A 15,256-nucleotide genomic window follows, 5' to 3' on the forward strand; every position below is an offset into this window, starting at 1 on the left:
TAAAAACGTATTTTTGCAGCATAAATTATATACCATGGCGAAACCTTTGATCCTTGTCACTAACGATGACGGAATTACAGCTCCTGGCCTAAGGGCTTTGATTCGATTTATGATGGAATTGGGAGAGGTAGTCGTAGTGGCCCCTGACAGTCCACAATCGGGAATGGGGCATGCCATAACCATAGATAACACCCTGTACATTAAAAAGATTAAGGTAGATTTGGAAAACGGGGCAAATGAAGAATACAGTTGCAGCGGAACTCCGGCAGACTGTGTTAAGCTTGGCCTACAGGAACTCTTGGGGAGAAAACCCGATCTATGTGTTAGCGGTATAAACCACGGCTCCAATTCCTCTATCAATGTTATATATTCTGGTACTATGAGTGCAGCTATAGAGGCCGGTATTGAAGGAATACCCGCTATAGGCTTTTCCCTTTGTGATTATTCCTGGAACGCCAACTTTGAGACCAGTAAGGAGGCAGTCCAAAAAATAGTGCGGGAGGCCTTAAAAAATGGTATTCCCAATGGGGTTGTGCTTAATGTTAATATTCCCAAAACCGACAATAAGGCACCCAAAGGCATAAAAATCTGTAGACAGGCCAGAGCCAACTGGAAAGAGAAATTTGACAAAAGAACCAATCCCAGTGGAAAGGAATATTACTGGCTAACCGGAGAATTTGAACTCTTGGACAAGGGAGAGGATACGGATGAATATGCCCTGTCACAAAACTATGTTTCGGTAGTCCCCACGCAATTTGACCTAACGGCACACCACGCCATTCAACGCATAAATAATTGGAATTTAAATGATTAAAAAAGAAATATTAATTGGATTAATTGTTGGCCTCATTGCCAATACCATAGGAACTTTACTGTATATAATACTCTTTTCCGACTTCGGCATTATAGAAACATACCAGGCTGCGGTTCAGCAGGGACATGTTGGCAGTTTATTGGCGCTAGGGGCCATTCTAAATTTGGTAGCCTTTTTTGGTTTTTTAAGAATACGCAGGGATTATAGGGCCAGGGGTGTAATGATCGCAACCCTTTTCACCGCCATGCTCATATTGTATTATAAAGTTTTCTAGGATCGGGCTTGCGCCATCCATATCAACTAACGTAAGGACGACTAATGAACCACAGAAACTAAACGGATGAAATACTATATCATCGCTGGCGAAGCATCGGGCGACCTTCATGGTTCCAACCTCATAAAAGCCCTTAAAAAAGAGGATTCGGATGCCGACATTCGCTGTTGGGGCGGCGATTTAATGAAAGCTGCAGGAGGCAACCTGGTAAAGCATTACAAAGAAATGGCCTTTATGGGCTTTCTGGAAGTGATAACAAATATCAATCAAATATTTAAAAATATTGCCTTTTGCAAGGCAGATATTAGCCAATTTAATCCAGATGTAATTGTCTTTATTGACTATTCCGGCTTTAATCTTAGAATAGCCTCTTGGGCAAAAAAGAACCAATTTAAGACCAATTATTACATTAGTCCTCAAATATGGGCCTCTCGTGAAGGAAGGATCCATAAGATAAAAAGGGATATTGATGCCATGCACGTAATTCTGCCTTTTGAAAAGGAATTTTATGAAAAAAAGCATCACTATCCGGTTAATTTTGTTGGCCACCCCCTTATAGACGCCATTGGGGAGGTTCCCAGGATAGACGATAAAAAATTTAGGGAAGCGCATAATCTGGATTTACAAAAACCCATTGTTGCCCTGTTACCGGGCAGTAGAAAACAAGAGGTTCAAAAAATGCTTACCATAATGTTGTCCGTTACAAAATCGTTCCCCAAATTTCAATTTGTAATTGCAGGGGCACCCAGTTTGGACCTGGAGTTTTACCAGCCCTTTCTAAAATCGACCCAAGTAAGCCTAATTTCCAACAAGACCTATGATTTATTGAGCCTTTCCTATGCCGCCTTGGTGACCAGCGGAACGGCCACCTTGGAAACGGCCCTTTTTAAGATCCCCCAAGTTGTTTGTTACCGTGCCAATTGGATCTCCTATCAAATTGCAAAAAGGATCATTACCCTTAAGTTTATTTCCTTGGTAAACCTTATAATGGACAAGGAGGTTGTAAAAGAACTTATCCAAGACGACTTAAATACCAAAAACTTAACCCAAGAGCTCGATAAAATTTTAAACGGTCCAGAAAGAAAGAAGCAGTTTGAAGCCTATTACGAATTGGAAAAAAAACTTGGGGGCAAGGGTGCCAGTGAAAAAGCGGCATCCCTAATAATCCAGAGTGCCCAGTTGGATCATTGAAAATTTTTGATAGTTCAAAGAACCACGCATTACCCCATTTTAAACCATACCGAAACTGATAACCCTGTGGTTTATAAAAGCTATTTCTTGGGATCTGACCGTAAATAGTTATAAGGGTTTTCTTAAAAAAATGACGGATTTTAAATTAATTATTTAAATTTGATATCCAAGAGGACTAACTTTAACTTGGATGATTCAAAGAATTCTTTCTTTATTCCTAATTATTTCGCTGGTTGGCTGCGGTGCGGCCAAGAAAAAAAATGTCTCTCGCGAAGAAAGAAAAATAACAGTAGAAGCTTCGGAAAAACCAACCGAAATTAAAGGTGAGACTCCCTTAGGAGGTGAATCCTTAAACAAACCAGCGACCAAAATAACCGAGCAAATTATAAATACCGCCCTAACCTTTTCAGGTACCCGCTATAAATTTGGAGGCACTACCAACAAAGGTATGGACTGCTCCGGGTTGCTATATGTGGCCTTTGGGAAACACGATATTCAATTGCCGCGTGCCTCTTATCAAATGGCAGAGGAAGCCCAAAAAATAAATCTAAAGGAAGTGAGCAAGGGCGACCTACTTTTTTTTGGGACCTCCAGAAGAAAAAACAACATAAACCATGTAGGGCTGGTGGTCCAGGTAGATGGGGATGAAATAAAATTCATTCATTCCACCTCATCCCGAGGTGTTATAGTTTCCTCGCTACAGGAGGGTTATTGGAATTATGCCTTTATTAAGGCTGCCCGGATCCTGTAGGATGCGACTGCTGCAGTTTACGACCGTAAAGCTTACCATATGCCTTATCTGCGGAATTTTGATTGGATATTATCTGCGTCCGTCACTTATAACATCTTTCGCCCTTACTCTAGTTTCGTTGTTCCTATTGGGAGTTGTATTTGTCCGTTACAATAAATTACCCACATTCCTATTTGGCCTTTTTACGGGACTTTTGGCCATAACCATTGGTATATTAAGCCTAACTCTAAGCGAGTCCCGCAACCTTGGCCGGCATTATAGCCAACAGAATATTGGTAAAAATAAGGTCTACACATTAAAAATTCGTGAAGTATTAAAGCCTAATGGCTATTCGGATAGGTATGTGGCACATATTAACAGCATGGACAGTTTAACGGTCAACGGTAAAATACTATTGAACATAGCCATAGATTCTTCTATTGGACCCCTTATGGTCGATGACGAAATAGTAACCTACGCTTCCCTGCTTCCTATATCCCATCCTTTAAACCCCCATCAGTTCAATTACAAAAAATACCTTTCCAATATTGGAATAGAACATCAGGTAAAACTTACAGGACATGACTACTACATTATGCCCCAGCACTCCACCACCATATTTGGATTAGCCAACAAATTAAGGGACCACATCATTAAAAATTTAAAAAAAGAGGATTTTGGTTCAGAAGAATTGGGTGTTATCCAAGCACTTCTCCTTGGGCAGCGAAATGAAATAACAGCGGAAATCGACACCGACTATAAGAATGCAGGAGCCTATCACATATTGGCATTGTCCGGTTTACATATCGGAATTCTTTTGGGTCTGCTCCATTTTTTATTGAGACCTTTGGAACTCCTTCCCAAAGGAAGAACCGTAAAATTGGTCGTTATTGTCTTATTTTTATGGGCCTTTGCGATATTGGCCGGACTTTCCGCCTCCATCCTAAGAGCAACAACCATGTTTACCTTTGTAGCTTATGCCCTGTACCTGAACAGGCCAACAAGTCATTTTAATATTTTGGCATTGTCCCTGTTCTTTATTTTATTGCTGTTGGATCCGCTATTATTATTTCAGGTAGGATTTCAATTAAGTTACGCCGCAGTTTTTGCAATTGTCTGGATTTACCCCTTGCTTCAGAAAATCTGGAATCCCCAATATTGGATCCTAAAAAAGGGGTGGGAATTAGTCTCCGTAAGCATCGCCGCTCAACTGGGGGTATTCCCTATAAGTCTATTTTATTTTCATCAATTCCCAGGATTGTTTTTAATTTCAAGTCTATTGATCCTTCCTTTTTTGACCTTTATTTTAGGCTTTGGAATATTGGTTATAGTCCTTTCCCTGGCCAACAGTTTACCGCATGTTGTCGTTGCCCTATACGACAATGTTATACGTTGGATGAATTGGGTTATTGGGCTGGTCGCCCAGCAGGAAAACTTTCTATTTAGTAATATTTCTTTTGATGGCGTTCAGTTAATTCTTAGCTATGGTATTATTATAGCAATGGTAACGGTCTTTATTAAAGCATCCTACAAAAGGGTCCTTTTATTCCTAATATTTATCCTTTGTTTTCAATGTTATGTCCTGGTCATTGGACATCTTGCACAAAAAAAAGAATCCCTTGTGATAGGACATGTGGCCCGTAATAGTGGAATAATCCATCAAACTGGACAAAAACTTACGGTATATTGTTCCAACCCCACAGCCACTTTAAGAATGACCAACGATTATGCCATTGCCCAAAACACCAGAGAATTGGAGCATCGACCTATAAAAAACAGTTATCTAATAAAAGGGGAAAGAATGGTCTTATTGGATAGTATCCATACAGCGCTCCCCATAAATCACGATGTTTACACCTTGGTATTGACCCAATCCCCAAAAATTAATTTAGAGCGGCTTTTAGATTCCATAAGACCCAATATTATTATTGCGGATGGCAGCAATTATAAAAGTTATGTGGATCGATGGAAAGCTACATGCCATAAAAGAATGCTCCCTTTTCATTACACCGGGGAAAAAGGTGCTTTTCTGTACACTTGGCCTTAGTTACCTTATGCCGTGCATTAACTTTTTTAAGAGTGGATTCAAAATGATTGAAATAAGTCCAACACCCACAGGTACCAGAGTGAATATTAAAAAGAACGTACCCATAGAGTATTGTTCGGAAATCCTATCGATCATCCCTCCCATGGTCCCAGCTGCCTTTTGCCCAATGGCAATGGCCAAATACCAGATTCCGAACATAAAACCGATCATACGTGCCGGTACAAGTTTGCTTAAATAGGAAAGTCCTACCGGGGAGATACACAGCTCTCCCATGGTATGTAATAAATACGCCAAAATTAAAAATATCATACTCACGGATGCGGTCTCGGCCCCTGAAGGTATCCCCGACGCACCAAATGACAAAACGGCAAAACCCAAGCCCAACAAAATAAGGCCTATTCCATATTTCATAGCGGCACTGGGATTATATTTACTTTCCCACCATTTTGAGAAAAATGGCGCTAGTGTAATAATAAAAAATGAATTGAGAATACCGAACCAAGTGGCATCCACTTGATTCCCTTCCTGGGAAAATTTATCCACCAGTCTATAGATCACCAGTATCCAAAGTCCAACAAAGGCGATAGCCAAAACAATATTTGACAGACCAATACGCGTAAAGGTCTTTTTTGCCAACAACACCAACACCCAACTTATTATTGCCAGGGGGACTGTTGTTAACAAGGCATCTACCACTTTAAATACCATTGCTGACTGACCAACAAGCTCCCTATTGGTATAATCCCTGGCAAAAATGGTCATTGACCCCAGGGACTGTTCAAAAAAAGCAAAAAAGAAGACCGTAAAAAACCCGAAAATCGACACGGCTATAATTCGATCCCTTACTACAGGCAGGTATCTGGCTATTCTGGTAACCACTAAAGCCAAAAACAACAACAGGGAACAAAGAATTACTATATTGGTGCCACTCAGATTACCATAGCTAAATGGCATCAGGTTGGTACCTTGTATTTTTTCAAAAGGGTCGTTAAATAAATAAAGTAACCCACCAAGGGACGATAAAACGATCAATACCTTGTCAAAAAGGGTAAAGGGGTTCAATTTGGTTGCTACCTCATTATCCACTTGCGTACCCGTTAAACTATCCGTTTCATTAGCGGATATGGCCATTTCCTCTTTTTTAAGGGGTTTAGCACCAATATTTCCAAACAAATCCTTGGCTAGCCAAAATTGGAACATACCCAGCATCATAAAAATGCCCGCTAATCCAAAGCCCCAAGACCAACCGAAATTTTCGGCCAGATACCCACAAAGCATCATTCCAAAAAAGGCTCCAGCGTTAACACCCATGTAAAATATAGTATAGGCACCATCCTTTTTAGATTCCTTACCATGATACATTTCGGAAATAATGGAAGTAATGTTGGGCTTGAAAAAGCCTGTACCTATTACCAACAGGGCAAGGCCCAAATAGAAAGCGGCGGTAGTTTCGATGGCCATAGCCGCGTGGCCCAGGGTCATAATTAAACAGCCTAAAACCACTGCCACCCTATAACCCGTTATTTTATCCGCTATCCATCCACCAATAATAGGTGTTAAATATAAAAGGGAAGCATAGGTACCTATCAAGGCCAGAGCATGTTCCCTGGGCCAATCCCAACCAGGATTATCACTGATAATGGGTGCCGTTAAAAACAACACCAATAAAATACGCATCCCATAAAAAGAGAAACGCTCCCACATTTCGGTAAAAAACAATACGAATAGTCCTGCCGGATGTCCAAGAACCTTGTCCTTAAATAAATTTTCAATATCGGTATTCATATACAACAAAATTTCAAATTATTAATTCTGGAATCTACAACAACTTACTACTGTATCGAAAAATACAAAGTACTAATTTACAAATTGCCGATTTAATCCATTATTGTGCAATTCTCTTCTCATTATCTTCGGCACCATGTGTCAATACCTTTAATTTTTTCAGGAAGAGCCTAATAAGCAATCCAAACAGAATACAGAAAATAGCTATTCCAGTAAATACCGTATACTCACCAAGATGTGAAGCAGATTCTCCGAGTAATCCTGCCAGTTTATTTCCAAGACCTGTTGTTGCAAAATATAGGCCCATCATTAAGGAAGCATATTTGGCAGGAGCCAATTTAGTGACAAATGATAAAGAAACCGGAGACAGGCTCAACTCGCCCACTGTATGGAACATATATGCCAAAACCAACCAATACATGGCAGATGACCCAGAGCTTTCAAACTGGGCTGTTGCCGCAGTCATAAACAAAAATCCAATTCCCATAATGATCAGTCCAACGATCATTTTAAAAAGTGAGGAAGCTTCCTTTCCTTTCAATTTACGATTGGCCCAGAAGTTGGCCACCGCAGCACCAAGCACAATAATGAAAAAAGCGTTCAGGGATTGGAACCAAGAAGCGGGCACCTCCCATCCCATCAACATTCTATTGGTTTTTTCAGAAGCATAAATATTCATTAAACCTCCGGCCTGTTCAAACGCTCCAAAGAATACGATTACCATTAGGAAAGAGAGGATCAAGACAATTACTCTGTCCTTCTCCATTTTATTAAGAGGTCTCTTTAAAGCCTCCTGATCTTCCACATTTGTAGATTTTCCGAGAAAGTCGCCCACTCCTACCAGATATTTCCGACCAAGAACAAACTGTAAAAGGCCCAGTAACATACAGATACCGGCCAATCCAAATCCATAATGCCAACCATAGACCTCTCCTACGTAACCTACAATTAAACTGGACAGGAAAGCACCTATATTTATACCAATATAAAATATGGTAAAGCCCTTATCCCTTCTAATGTCTCCTTTTGGATAAAGACCACCTACCATGGTGGAAATATTTGGCTTTAACATGCCCACTCCGGCGATAATAAAACCAAGTCCAGTATAAAAAGCCCACATCTGTTCTATAGCCAATATACTGTGACCTATGACCAAAAGCACCGCGCCTACAATTACCGCTTTCTTTTGCCCAAGCATCCTATCCGCTATAATCCCCCCAGGTATAGAAGCCACATAGACCAACATAGTATACCAACCATAAAGTGCCAAAGCCTCCATATTGGTCCAACCCAAACCGGGATTTCTATCGGTAGTTTCGGTAATTAAATACAGGACCAAAATGGCCCTCATTCCATAGTAGGAAAATCGTTCCCACATCTCAGTGAAGAATAGGATGTAAAGTCCGACCGGATGGCCGAACAATTCTTTTCGATGCACTTGTTTTACAGTTGTTTGCATAAGTATGATTTACGTATTATAGATTTTCTTTTATAAAATTGGTCATTTTAGTGTACAGGTGCAAGCGGGTGTTCCCACCATTGATACTATGATTTTTATCTGGATAAATAGCCCAATCAAATTGCTTATCGGCCCGGATCAATGCTTCTACCATTCGCATTGTATTTTGCAGATGCACGTTGTCATCTGCCGAACCATGAACCAATAAATAGTTTCCCTTTAAAAGTTCTGCGTAATTAAGCGGGGAGTTTTCATCATAACCACTCGGGTTTTCCTGAGGCGTACGCATAAAACGCTCGGTATATATGGAATCATAAAAACGCCAGGAGGTCACAGGTGCTACCGCTATAGCCATTTCAAAGGTATCGTTCCCTTTCAACAAGCAATTGGTAGACATAAACCCTCCATAACTCCAGCCCCAAATTCCGGTCCTTGTTTCATCTATATAGGCCAATCCACTTAACTTCTTGGCTACGGCTATTTGATCTTCCACCTCATATTTCCCCAATTCCCTGTAGGTTACCTTTTTAAATTTGGATCCTTTGTATCCAGTACCCCTTCCATCCACACATACCACTATATACCCTTCATTGGCCAACATCTGAAACCAGTAATCGTTGGTATCCATCCAGCTATTGGATACTTTTTGCGAACCCGGCCCGCTATATTGGGTCATCAACAAAGGATATTTTTTTGTTGTATCAAAATCTGGAGGCTTTATCATCCACATATTCAGCTCATTGCCATTGATGGGCATAGTAGAAAATTCTTTTGGATTAATCCTATAATGCTGCAACTTGGACAATAGCTCATGATTGAATAAAATATCCTTTACTTTTTTTCCGCTCAAAGAATTTCGAAGGGTGTATTCCGGGGGATTTGTAGCACTGGAGTAGGTATTGATGAAATAGGTGAAATCGGCGCTAAAATCGGCGGCATTCTGCCCTATTTTGGTCGTCAGGCGCCTTTTATTCCCCCCATTGCTTCCCACACTATAGACATCACGGTTTATTGATCCATTTTCAGTAGACTGATAATAAATTAAATCTTCATTTTGGTCATAACCATAATATTTGGTTACCTCCCACGGTCCTTTTGTAACCTGATTCATTAATTTCCCCCCGGCATCGTATAGATAAATATGCCTAAACCCATCCTTCTCACTGGTCCATATAAAACTGTCATCGGCCATAAAGGTAAGATCGTCCGAAACACTAACATAAGCATCATCTGTTTCTTCCAATAACAGACCACTGCTATTATTTCTTGCGTTAACCGCATAGAGTCTTAGCTTATTCTGGTAACGGTTCAAGGTCTGAACACTTAGAGAATTGGGATCCTTCATCCATTTAAGTCTAGGAATATAATATGGATCGTCCAAATCCACCCTAGTAATTTGGTAAGTATCCATGTCTACAATATGCAGGGAGACCTCTGAATTATTCTCACCCGCCTTCGGATACTTGAACACCGTTTGGGCCTGATACAGATCGGCACCGTACACTTCCATTGAAAATTCCGGGACTTTGGTTTCGTCGAATCTTATGAATGCCAATTTGGAACCATCGGAATTCCACTCGAAAGCCCTAACGAAGGCAAACTCTTCCTCGTAAACCCAATCCGTTACCCCATTGATAATCTTATTTTTCACTCCATCCAATGTAAGTTGTTTGGTATTATTGGTGGCTATGTCCCAGACATAAATATTATTGCTCCTTACATAGGCCACCTTGCTGCCATCGGGAGAAAAGGTAGGTTCCTGAATTTTTGAACTTGATACAGCAGAGATTTCTTTAGTTTTGAGGTCGTAAACGTAATAAAAACCCAAAGTTGATCGCCTGTAAATTGGCTCAAGTGCCGTGGCCAACAATAATTTGGACTCATCGCCACTAAACTCATAGGACGTAAAATAAGGTATTGAATTTGAAGAAGAAACTATGGTTTCCAGCTTTTTCAGTGTTTTGTATTCATATTTTTGGATAGACGAGGTAGCTGTTGACTTATCCACACTTAAAATGGTGTATTGTTTCCCATTTTTCAAGGACTGCAATTTATCCAAACCCTTAACGCTAAAAGTACCATCATAAATTTCTTTCAGGGAGAGCTGCCTATTTTGAGCCAACAGCACTGAAAAATGGCATAAAAAAAATACTATGAGCAATAGCAAGGGGAATTTTTTCACAAAAATCAAAAGTTTATTAGATTAATTTATACAGAAATACATCTATAAGAATTTCAGTATTTTCAAAAATTAATTCAAATCACCAAGTTTACTAAAAAATCCACAAAGAAAAAGACTTGGCAGTAAAAAAATAACATTTTTTAACCTTTTTAAACCCATTTTAAGATGTATGGCGGATTGGCACCATATTACTATCTTTACACAAAGAAATCGTAAGCCTAATGACCACACCCATAGAAGGATTCTCCAAACTGTCCAAGGAGGACAAAATTAACTATATCGCCCAACATTATACCCAATATCCCAAAGAAACCGTTGCCGTTTTAAAACAGTATTGGAACGATGATGAAAAATTGCAGAATTTGCATGATGAATTCATCGAAAACACCATCACCAACTTTTATTTACCCCTCGGAATCGCCCCCAATTTTCTCATAAACAACAAGCTTTACGCCATTCCAATGGCCATTGAAGAAAGTTCTGTGGTTGCAGCTGCCAGTAAAGCGGCAAAATTTTGGCAGACCCGTGGTGGTTTTAAGACTACCGTTGTGGGAACGGAAAAAGTAGGTCAGGTACATTTTATGTTCCACGGGGACGTAGAAAAACTAACCACATTTTTTAAGCTTTTAAAACCAAAGTTGATCCAAAGTGTTGCCGCCATTGTAAAAAACATGGAAAAACGTGGTGGTGGTATCAAGCATATTGAATTAAGGGATAAATCTTCGGATTTGGATGACTATTTCCAATTGCATTGCACTTTTGAAACCTTGGATGCCATGGGCGCCAATTTCATAAATTCCTGTTTGGAAGGGTTTGCCCAATGTCTAAAGGAAGAAGCCCAACTATATGCCCCATTTACGGATAAGGAAAAGGACCTTGAGATAGTCATGAGTATTCTTTCCAATTACATTCCCAACTGTGTGGTAAAGGCAGAGGTTAGTTGTCCTGTTTCCGATTTAAAGGCCCACCACGGAATTACGGCCGAGGATTTTGCCAGAAAAATGGTCCGTGCCGTTAATATTGCAAAAGTGGAACCCTACAGGGCGGTTACCCATAACAAGGGAATCATGAACGGCATTGATGCCGTAGTTTTGGCCACAGGAAACGATTTTAGGGCTATAGAAGCTGGAGCACATGCCTACGCCTCAAAAGATGGACGCTACACCAGCCTTACACACGCCAGTATAGAAAACGACACCTTTAAATTCTGGATAGAAATTCCCCTGGCCCTTGGAACGGTGGGCGGTCTTACCACCTTACATCCGCTGGTAAAACTTGCCCTGGAAATATTACAGAATCCTACCGCAAAAGAACTAATGCAAATTGTGGCCGTAGCCGGACTGGCCCAAAACTTTGGTGCCGTGCGATCTTTGGTAACCACGGGGATCCAACAAGGACATATGAAAATGCATTTATTAAATATATTGAACCAGTTGGGCGCTACAGAAGAAGAAAAATTAAGCTTGATAGAATATTTCAAAAAGCATACAGCCTCCCATAGTGCAGTAGTGGTAGCCTTTGAAGAATTGAGAAATAAAAAATGACAAAACAATATTACAGTAACGGAAAACTATTGATTACCGGGGAATATCTGGTTTTGGATGGCGCCCAAAGCTTAGCAATGCCCACCCTATACGGCCAATCATTATCCGTTAAAGAGAATCAGGGCGGGCTGCTGACTTGGAAAAGTTTGGATGAAAAAGGAAAGCCCTGGTTTGAATGTGTTTATGAATTGCAGGGATTTAGCCCAGTTTCCAATAACCAGGTTTCCGAGGAAGCATTGGTTGTTTCGGACACCCTCCGGAAAATTCTTTTGGAAGCACGAAATTTGAACCCTAGCTTTTTAAGCACCTCCCAAGGCTACGAAATTACCACGGCATTGAATTTTCCGAGGGAATGGGGTTTGGGATCTTCCTCTACTTTGATCAACAACATTGCCCAATGGGCCCATATAGATGCCTATGCACTACTATGGAATGCCTTCTCGGGCAGTGGGTACGATATTGCCTGTGCACAAAACAATTCCCCAATTACCTACCAATTGAAGAACAACAGGCCAATTGTACAACCGGCATCCTTCCACCCCACATTTAAAAACAACCTGTACTTTGTATATCTAAATCAAAAACAGAACAGTAGGGAAGGCATTGCCCAATATCGCAAAACAGAATTCAACACCTTTTCCGCCATATCCCAGATTAACAGTATCACCGAACGTATATTGACCTGTTCCCGGCTGTCCCAATTTGAAAAGCTCATTAAGAAACATGAATTAATTCTAAGCGAGATCCTAGGAATCCCAACAGTTAAAGAACGGTTATTCCCGGATTTCAAGGGGACCGTTAAAAGTTTAGGGGCCTGGGGAGGAGATTTTATATTGGCCACCGGTAACAAAACCACTCCAGATTACTTTAGGGAAAAGGGGTTTGCCACTGTTATTCCCTATTCAAAAATGGCAAAATAATTTGATTGATTTCATTCGAAAGCATCCAAAAGACCACAAACAATAAAGCCTCCCAAATGGGAGGCTTTATTGTTTATGCAGAACTCAGAACTTAGGTTCTATTAGTAAAACGTTGCTCTTTTGTCCTCTAGAGTAGAAGCTTCCTTTAGTGCATTGTAAACCGCGAAGTTTACTCTACCGGCAGCACTGGCCTGTAAATTATTGGCATAGGTACTGTAGTTATCCAATTTGGCAGCTTCTTCCTTTTTAGTGACCGTTAGCATATATACACCACTATCCCCCTTAATTAAACCAGAGGTAGCCCCTTGATCCATGGCAAAGGCAGTTCCTACCACAAAAGCCTCTGATCCCGCACCTGGAATAATTGGGGATTTCATGGTCAAAGCAGAAGCCGTAGAAGCAATAACATTATTATCCTTGGCGAAACTTTCCATTGTCTTTCCTTTATTGGCTTCTATGATTTGTGCCGCCTTTTTTTCCTTTCTCAATTTTGGAAGTACCAAAGCTGATGCGTCCTCTACGCTCATAAGGCCTTCGGCATACTTTGCAGTCAATCTCACAACGGCATATCCATTGTTTATATTGAACCTTTTAACCTCACCCAGTTTGGTATCTTCGTTAAAAGCCCATTGTACTATGGCACGTTGGGCCGAAAGTCCTGGCAAATTTTCATCCATTTCCTTAATCTTGTTTACCGGCCTAACCACGAAGTTACTTTCTTTGGCAGCCACCGCAAAATCCTTATCCGAGCTAGTTTCCATTTCAAATTTGGTTGCCTCGGTGAACAAAGTATTGATAGTTTCTTCGGAGGGTTCAATTTCCCTTGCCAAAGTGGCTATTCTAACAATATCCTGTTTGTCGTCGATCCTAATGATATGGAAGCCAAAATTGGTTTCTACCAATTCAATCGCGCCAACTGAATTATTAAAAATAAAATTGTCATATTCCTTAGTCAATTGGCCCTTTTGAAAGTAACCTATATCCCCACCTTGAGGCGCAGAAGATCCGTCCGAATTATCCCTGGCCAATTCTGTGAAAACGGCAGATTTATCTTTAACTTCCTTATAGAGTTCCTTAGCTTTTTTCTCAGCCTCCTCTTTGGTACGGGTAACCTCTGGATTGGCACGTTGAGCCCCTTCATAAGAAATTAGGATGTGACTCGATTTTACGGTACCGTTAGTCTTTCTATCCATCATTTTGGATACCTTAAAGAAATCCCCGTCCCGATAAATACCGAACATATCCCCTTTTTCCAAAGACATAAGCGTATCTGCAAATTTAGCGGGCAAATCTTTCTTTGCCTTATAAATAGTATCGTATTTTATATCTGAATTTCTATCCAAAAAGGCAATCATATCTGCAGTTTCCCTAAAACCTTTTATGGTATCGTTTGCGTCCTTTTGAGCATTGTACTCAACGCGATCTTCCAATAGTTTGGTTATTTCTTCCTTTACGGCATTCTCATCTTCCAAAGAAGCCTTTTCCTCGAAATACACAAACTCCAAATCCCTGGACCTATCTTGTTTATAATCTTTCTTGTGCTCGTTGATATAAGCCTCGATCTCTTTCTTGGTAACCGCTATGGACGAATCCGGAATAGAGGTATAAGGCACGCGCACATACTTTATATCCACTTTATCATTGGCCAACTTATAATCCAATTCCCCTTCTTTAAGGGTTGAACCAACACCAGCCTTTATAAGGTTAAAATAAGTCTGCTCTTTGGCATTCTGAATAATGGCCTGTTCATCCTGTAACCACAAAGCGTAACGATTTGGATTGTTTGCTTTCCAATCTGCTACGGCCTCCCTAAATTTATTTTCATCAAACACTCCGCTGGCATTGTGAAATTCAGGATTTTGAACATAGGAAGGAATAGTTTTGATGTAGTTTATTATCTGATCCTGCTCTATGTTAATACCCAACTCCTCAAATTGCTGGGCAAGTATGGTATTCCTAACCTGCCTATCCCACACCTGATTCACCAATTGCATGGAAGAAGCAGTAGGACCGGCCATTCTAGAATACGCCTCCACATCCCTTCTAAATTGATCTATGGAAATTTCATCCCCATTAATCTCTGCTACGGAAGAACCAACCTTTCCACCACCCAAATCATTGCTGCTGAACACTCCTGAAATTACGAATGCGAACAAAGCCAAACCAATGATTAAAATTAACACGGTAGTTCGTTTCCTTATATTCTCTAAAATTGCCATTATGTAAACTGTTTAAATTTATCCCGTTACTATCGGGAGGCGAAATTACTACTTTCTTTTGAAATAATAAAAACTAAAAAAAAATCAAAAA

11 protein-coding genes are annotated in these 15,256 nt (G+C 40.3%); 7 read left to right on the plus strand and 4 right to left on the minus strand.

Annotated elements, in window-relative coordinates; all coding sequences use genetic code 11:
- Nucleotides 1-34 precede the first annotated feature (34 nt).
- The 5 genes from surE to B9Y87_RS09955 all read left to right on the plus strand — a co-directional run bounded on the left by surE (nt 35) and on the right by B9Y87_RS09955 (nt 5,056).
- Complete coding sequence (surE, locus tag B9Y87_RS09935; RefSeq protein ID WP_085498633.1) at nt 35-814, plus strand: 5'/3'-nucleotidase SurE; 780 nt, start codon at nt 35-37, stop codon at nt 812-814.
- On the plus strand, nt 807-1,088 hold the full coding sequence (locus tag B9Y87_RS09940) for a hypothetical protein (protein WP_085498638.1): 282 nt from the start codon (nt 807-809) through the stop codon (nt 1,086-1,088). The genes surE and B9Y87_RS09940 overlap by 8 nt, the downstream gene beginning before the upstream one ends.
- Nucleotides 1,089-1,154: 66 nt before the next feature.
- Nucleotides 1,155-2,279, plus strand: coding sequence for a lipid-A-disaccharide synthase (gene lpxB, locus B9Y87_RS09945; RefSeq protein WP_085498640.1), 1,125 nt, complete (start codon nt 1,155-1,157; stop codon nt 2,277-2,279).
- Between the two features lie 190 nt (nt 2,280-2,469).
- Entirely contained in the window at nt 2,470-3,030 is a 561-nt protein-coding gene (locus B9Y87_RS09950; RefSeq protein ID WP_085498642.1) for a C40 family peptidase, read from the plus strand.
- The gene (locus B9Y87_RS09955; protein ID WP_085498644.1) at nt 2,999-5,056 is read left to right on the plus strand and encodes a ComEC/Rec2 family competence protein; all 2,058 of its coding nucleotides are present in this window, start codon (nt 2,999-3,001) and stop codon (nt 5,054-5,056) included. Before B9Y87_RS09950 ends, B9Y87_RS09955 begins: the two co-directional genes overlap by 32 nt.
- Here B9Y87_RS09955 and B9Y87_RS09960 read toward each other — a convergent pair whose 3' ends face one another.
- The 3 genes from B9Y87_RS09960 to B9Y87_RS09970 all read right to left on the minus strand — a co-directional run bounded on the left by B9Y87_RS09960 (nt 5,057) and on the right by B9Y87_RS09970 (nt 10,482).
- The gene (locus B9Y87_RS09960; protein ID WP_085498645.1) at nt 5,057-6,841 is read right to left on the minus strand and encodes a peptide MFS transporter; all 1,785 of its coding nucleotides are present in this window, start codon (nt 6,839-6,841) and stop codon (nt 5,057-5,059) included.
- 100 nt (nt 6,842-6,941) lie between these two features.
- Nucleotides 6,942-8,300, minus strand: a complete 1,359-nt coding sequence (locus B9Y87_RS09965; RefSeq protein WP_085498647.1) for a peptide MFS transporter — start codon at nt 8,298-8,300, stop codon at nt 6,942-6,944.
- Nucleotides 8,301-8,316: 16 nt separating this feature from the next.
- Nucleotides 8,317-10,482 (minus strand): S9 family peptidase, encoded by a 2,166-nt coding sequence (locus B9Y87_RS09970; RefSeq protein WP_085498649.1) that lies wholly within the window; start codon nt 10,480-10,482, stop codon nt 8,317-8,319.
- 221 nt (nt 10,483-10,703) lie between these two features.
- Between B9Y87_RS09970 and B9Y87_RS09975 the strand changes: the two genes are divergently transcribed.
- Both B9Y87_RS09975 and B9Y87_RS09980 read left to right on the plus strand, forming a co-directional pair.
- Nucleotides 10,704-12,026, plus strand: a complete 1,323-nt coding sequence (locus B9Y87_RS09975) for a hydroxymethylglutaryl-CoA reductase, degradative (protein ID WP_085498651.1) — start codon at nt 10,704-10,706, stop codon at nt 12,024-12,026.
- The gene (locus B9Y87_RS09980; protein WP_085498654.1) at nt 12,023-12,946 is read left to right on the plus strand and encodes a GYDIA family GHMP kinase; all 924 of its coding nucleotides are present in this window, start codon (nt 12,023-12,025) and stop codon (nt 12,944-12,946) included. The genes B9Y87_RS09975 and B9Y87_RS09980 overlap by 4 nt, the downstream gene beginning before the upstream one ends.
- A 101-nt stretch (nt 12,947-13,047) precedes the next feature.
- On the opposite strand, the gene B9Y87_RS09985 is transcribed toward B9Y87_RS09980, so the two are convergent.
- Nucleotides 13,048-15,165, minus strand: coding sequence for a peptidylprolyl isomerase (locus tag B9Y87_RS09985; protein ID WP_085498656.1), 2,118 nt, complete (start codon nt 15,163-15,165; stop codon nt 13,048-13,050).
- Nucleotides 15,166-15,256: the final 91 nt, after the last annotated feature.

The sequence above is a fragment of the Arenibacter troitsensis genome (genome assembly GCF_900177645.1).
GTDB lineage: Bacteria > Bacteroidota > Bacteroidia > Flavobacteriales > Flavobacteriaceae > Arenibacter > Arenibacter troitsensis.

Bases quoted from the DNA above. Each gene is read 5' to 3' on its own strand.
- surE (WP_085498633.1), top strand. From the start codon at position 35: ATGGCGAAACCTTTGATCCTTGTCACTAACGATGACGGAATTACAGCT.
- B9Y87_RS09940 (WP_085498638.1), top strand. From the start codon at position 807: ATGATTAAAAAAGAAATATTAATTGGATTAATTGTTGGCCTCATTGCC.
- lpxB (WP_085498640.1), top strand. From the start codon at position 1,155: ATGAAATACTATATCATCGCTGGCGAAGCATCGGGCGACCTTCATGGT.
- B9Y87_RS09950 (WP_085498642.1), top strand. From the start codon at position 2,470: ATGATTCAAAGAATTCTTTCTTTATTCCTAATTATTTCGCTGGTTGGC.
- B9Y87_RS09955 (WP_085498644.1), top strand. From the start codon at position 2,999: ATGCCTTTATTAAGGCTGCCCGGATCCTGTAGGATGCGACTGCTGCAG.
- B9Y87_RS09960 (WP_085498645.1), bottom strand. From the start codon at position 6,841: ATGAATACCGATATTGAAAATTTATTTAAGGACAAGGTTCTTGGACAT.
- B9Y87_RS09965 (WP_085498647.1), bottom strand. From the start codon at position 8,300: ATGCAAACAACTGTAAAACAAGTGCATCGAAAAGAATTGTTCGGCCAT.
- B9Y87_RS09975 (WP_085498651.1), top strand. From the start codon at position 10,704: ATGACCACACCCATAGAAGGATTCTCCAAACTGTCCAAGGAGGACAAA.
- B9Y87_RS09980 (WP_085498654.1), top strand. From the start codon at position 12,023: ATGACAAAACAATATTACAGTAACGGAAAACTATTGATTACCGGGGAA.
- B9Y87_RS09985 (WP_085498656.1), bottom strand. From the start codon at position 15,165: ATGGCAATTTTAGAGAATATAAGGAAACGAACTACCGTGTTAATTTTA.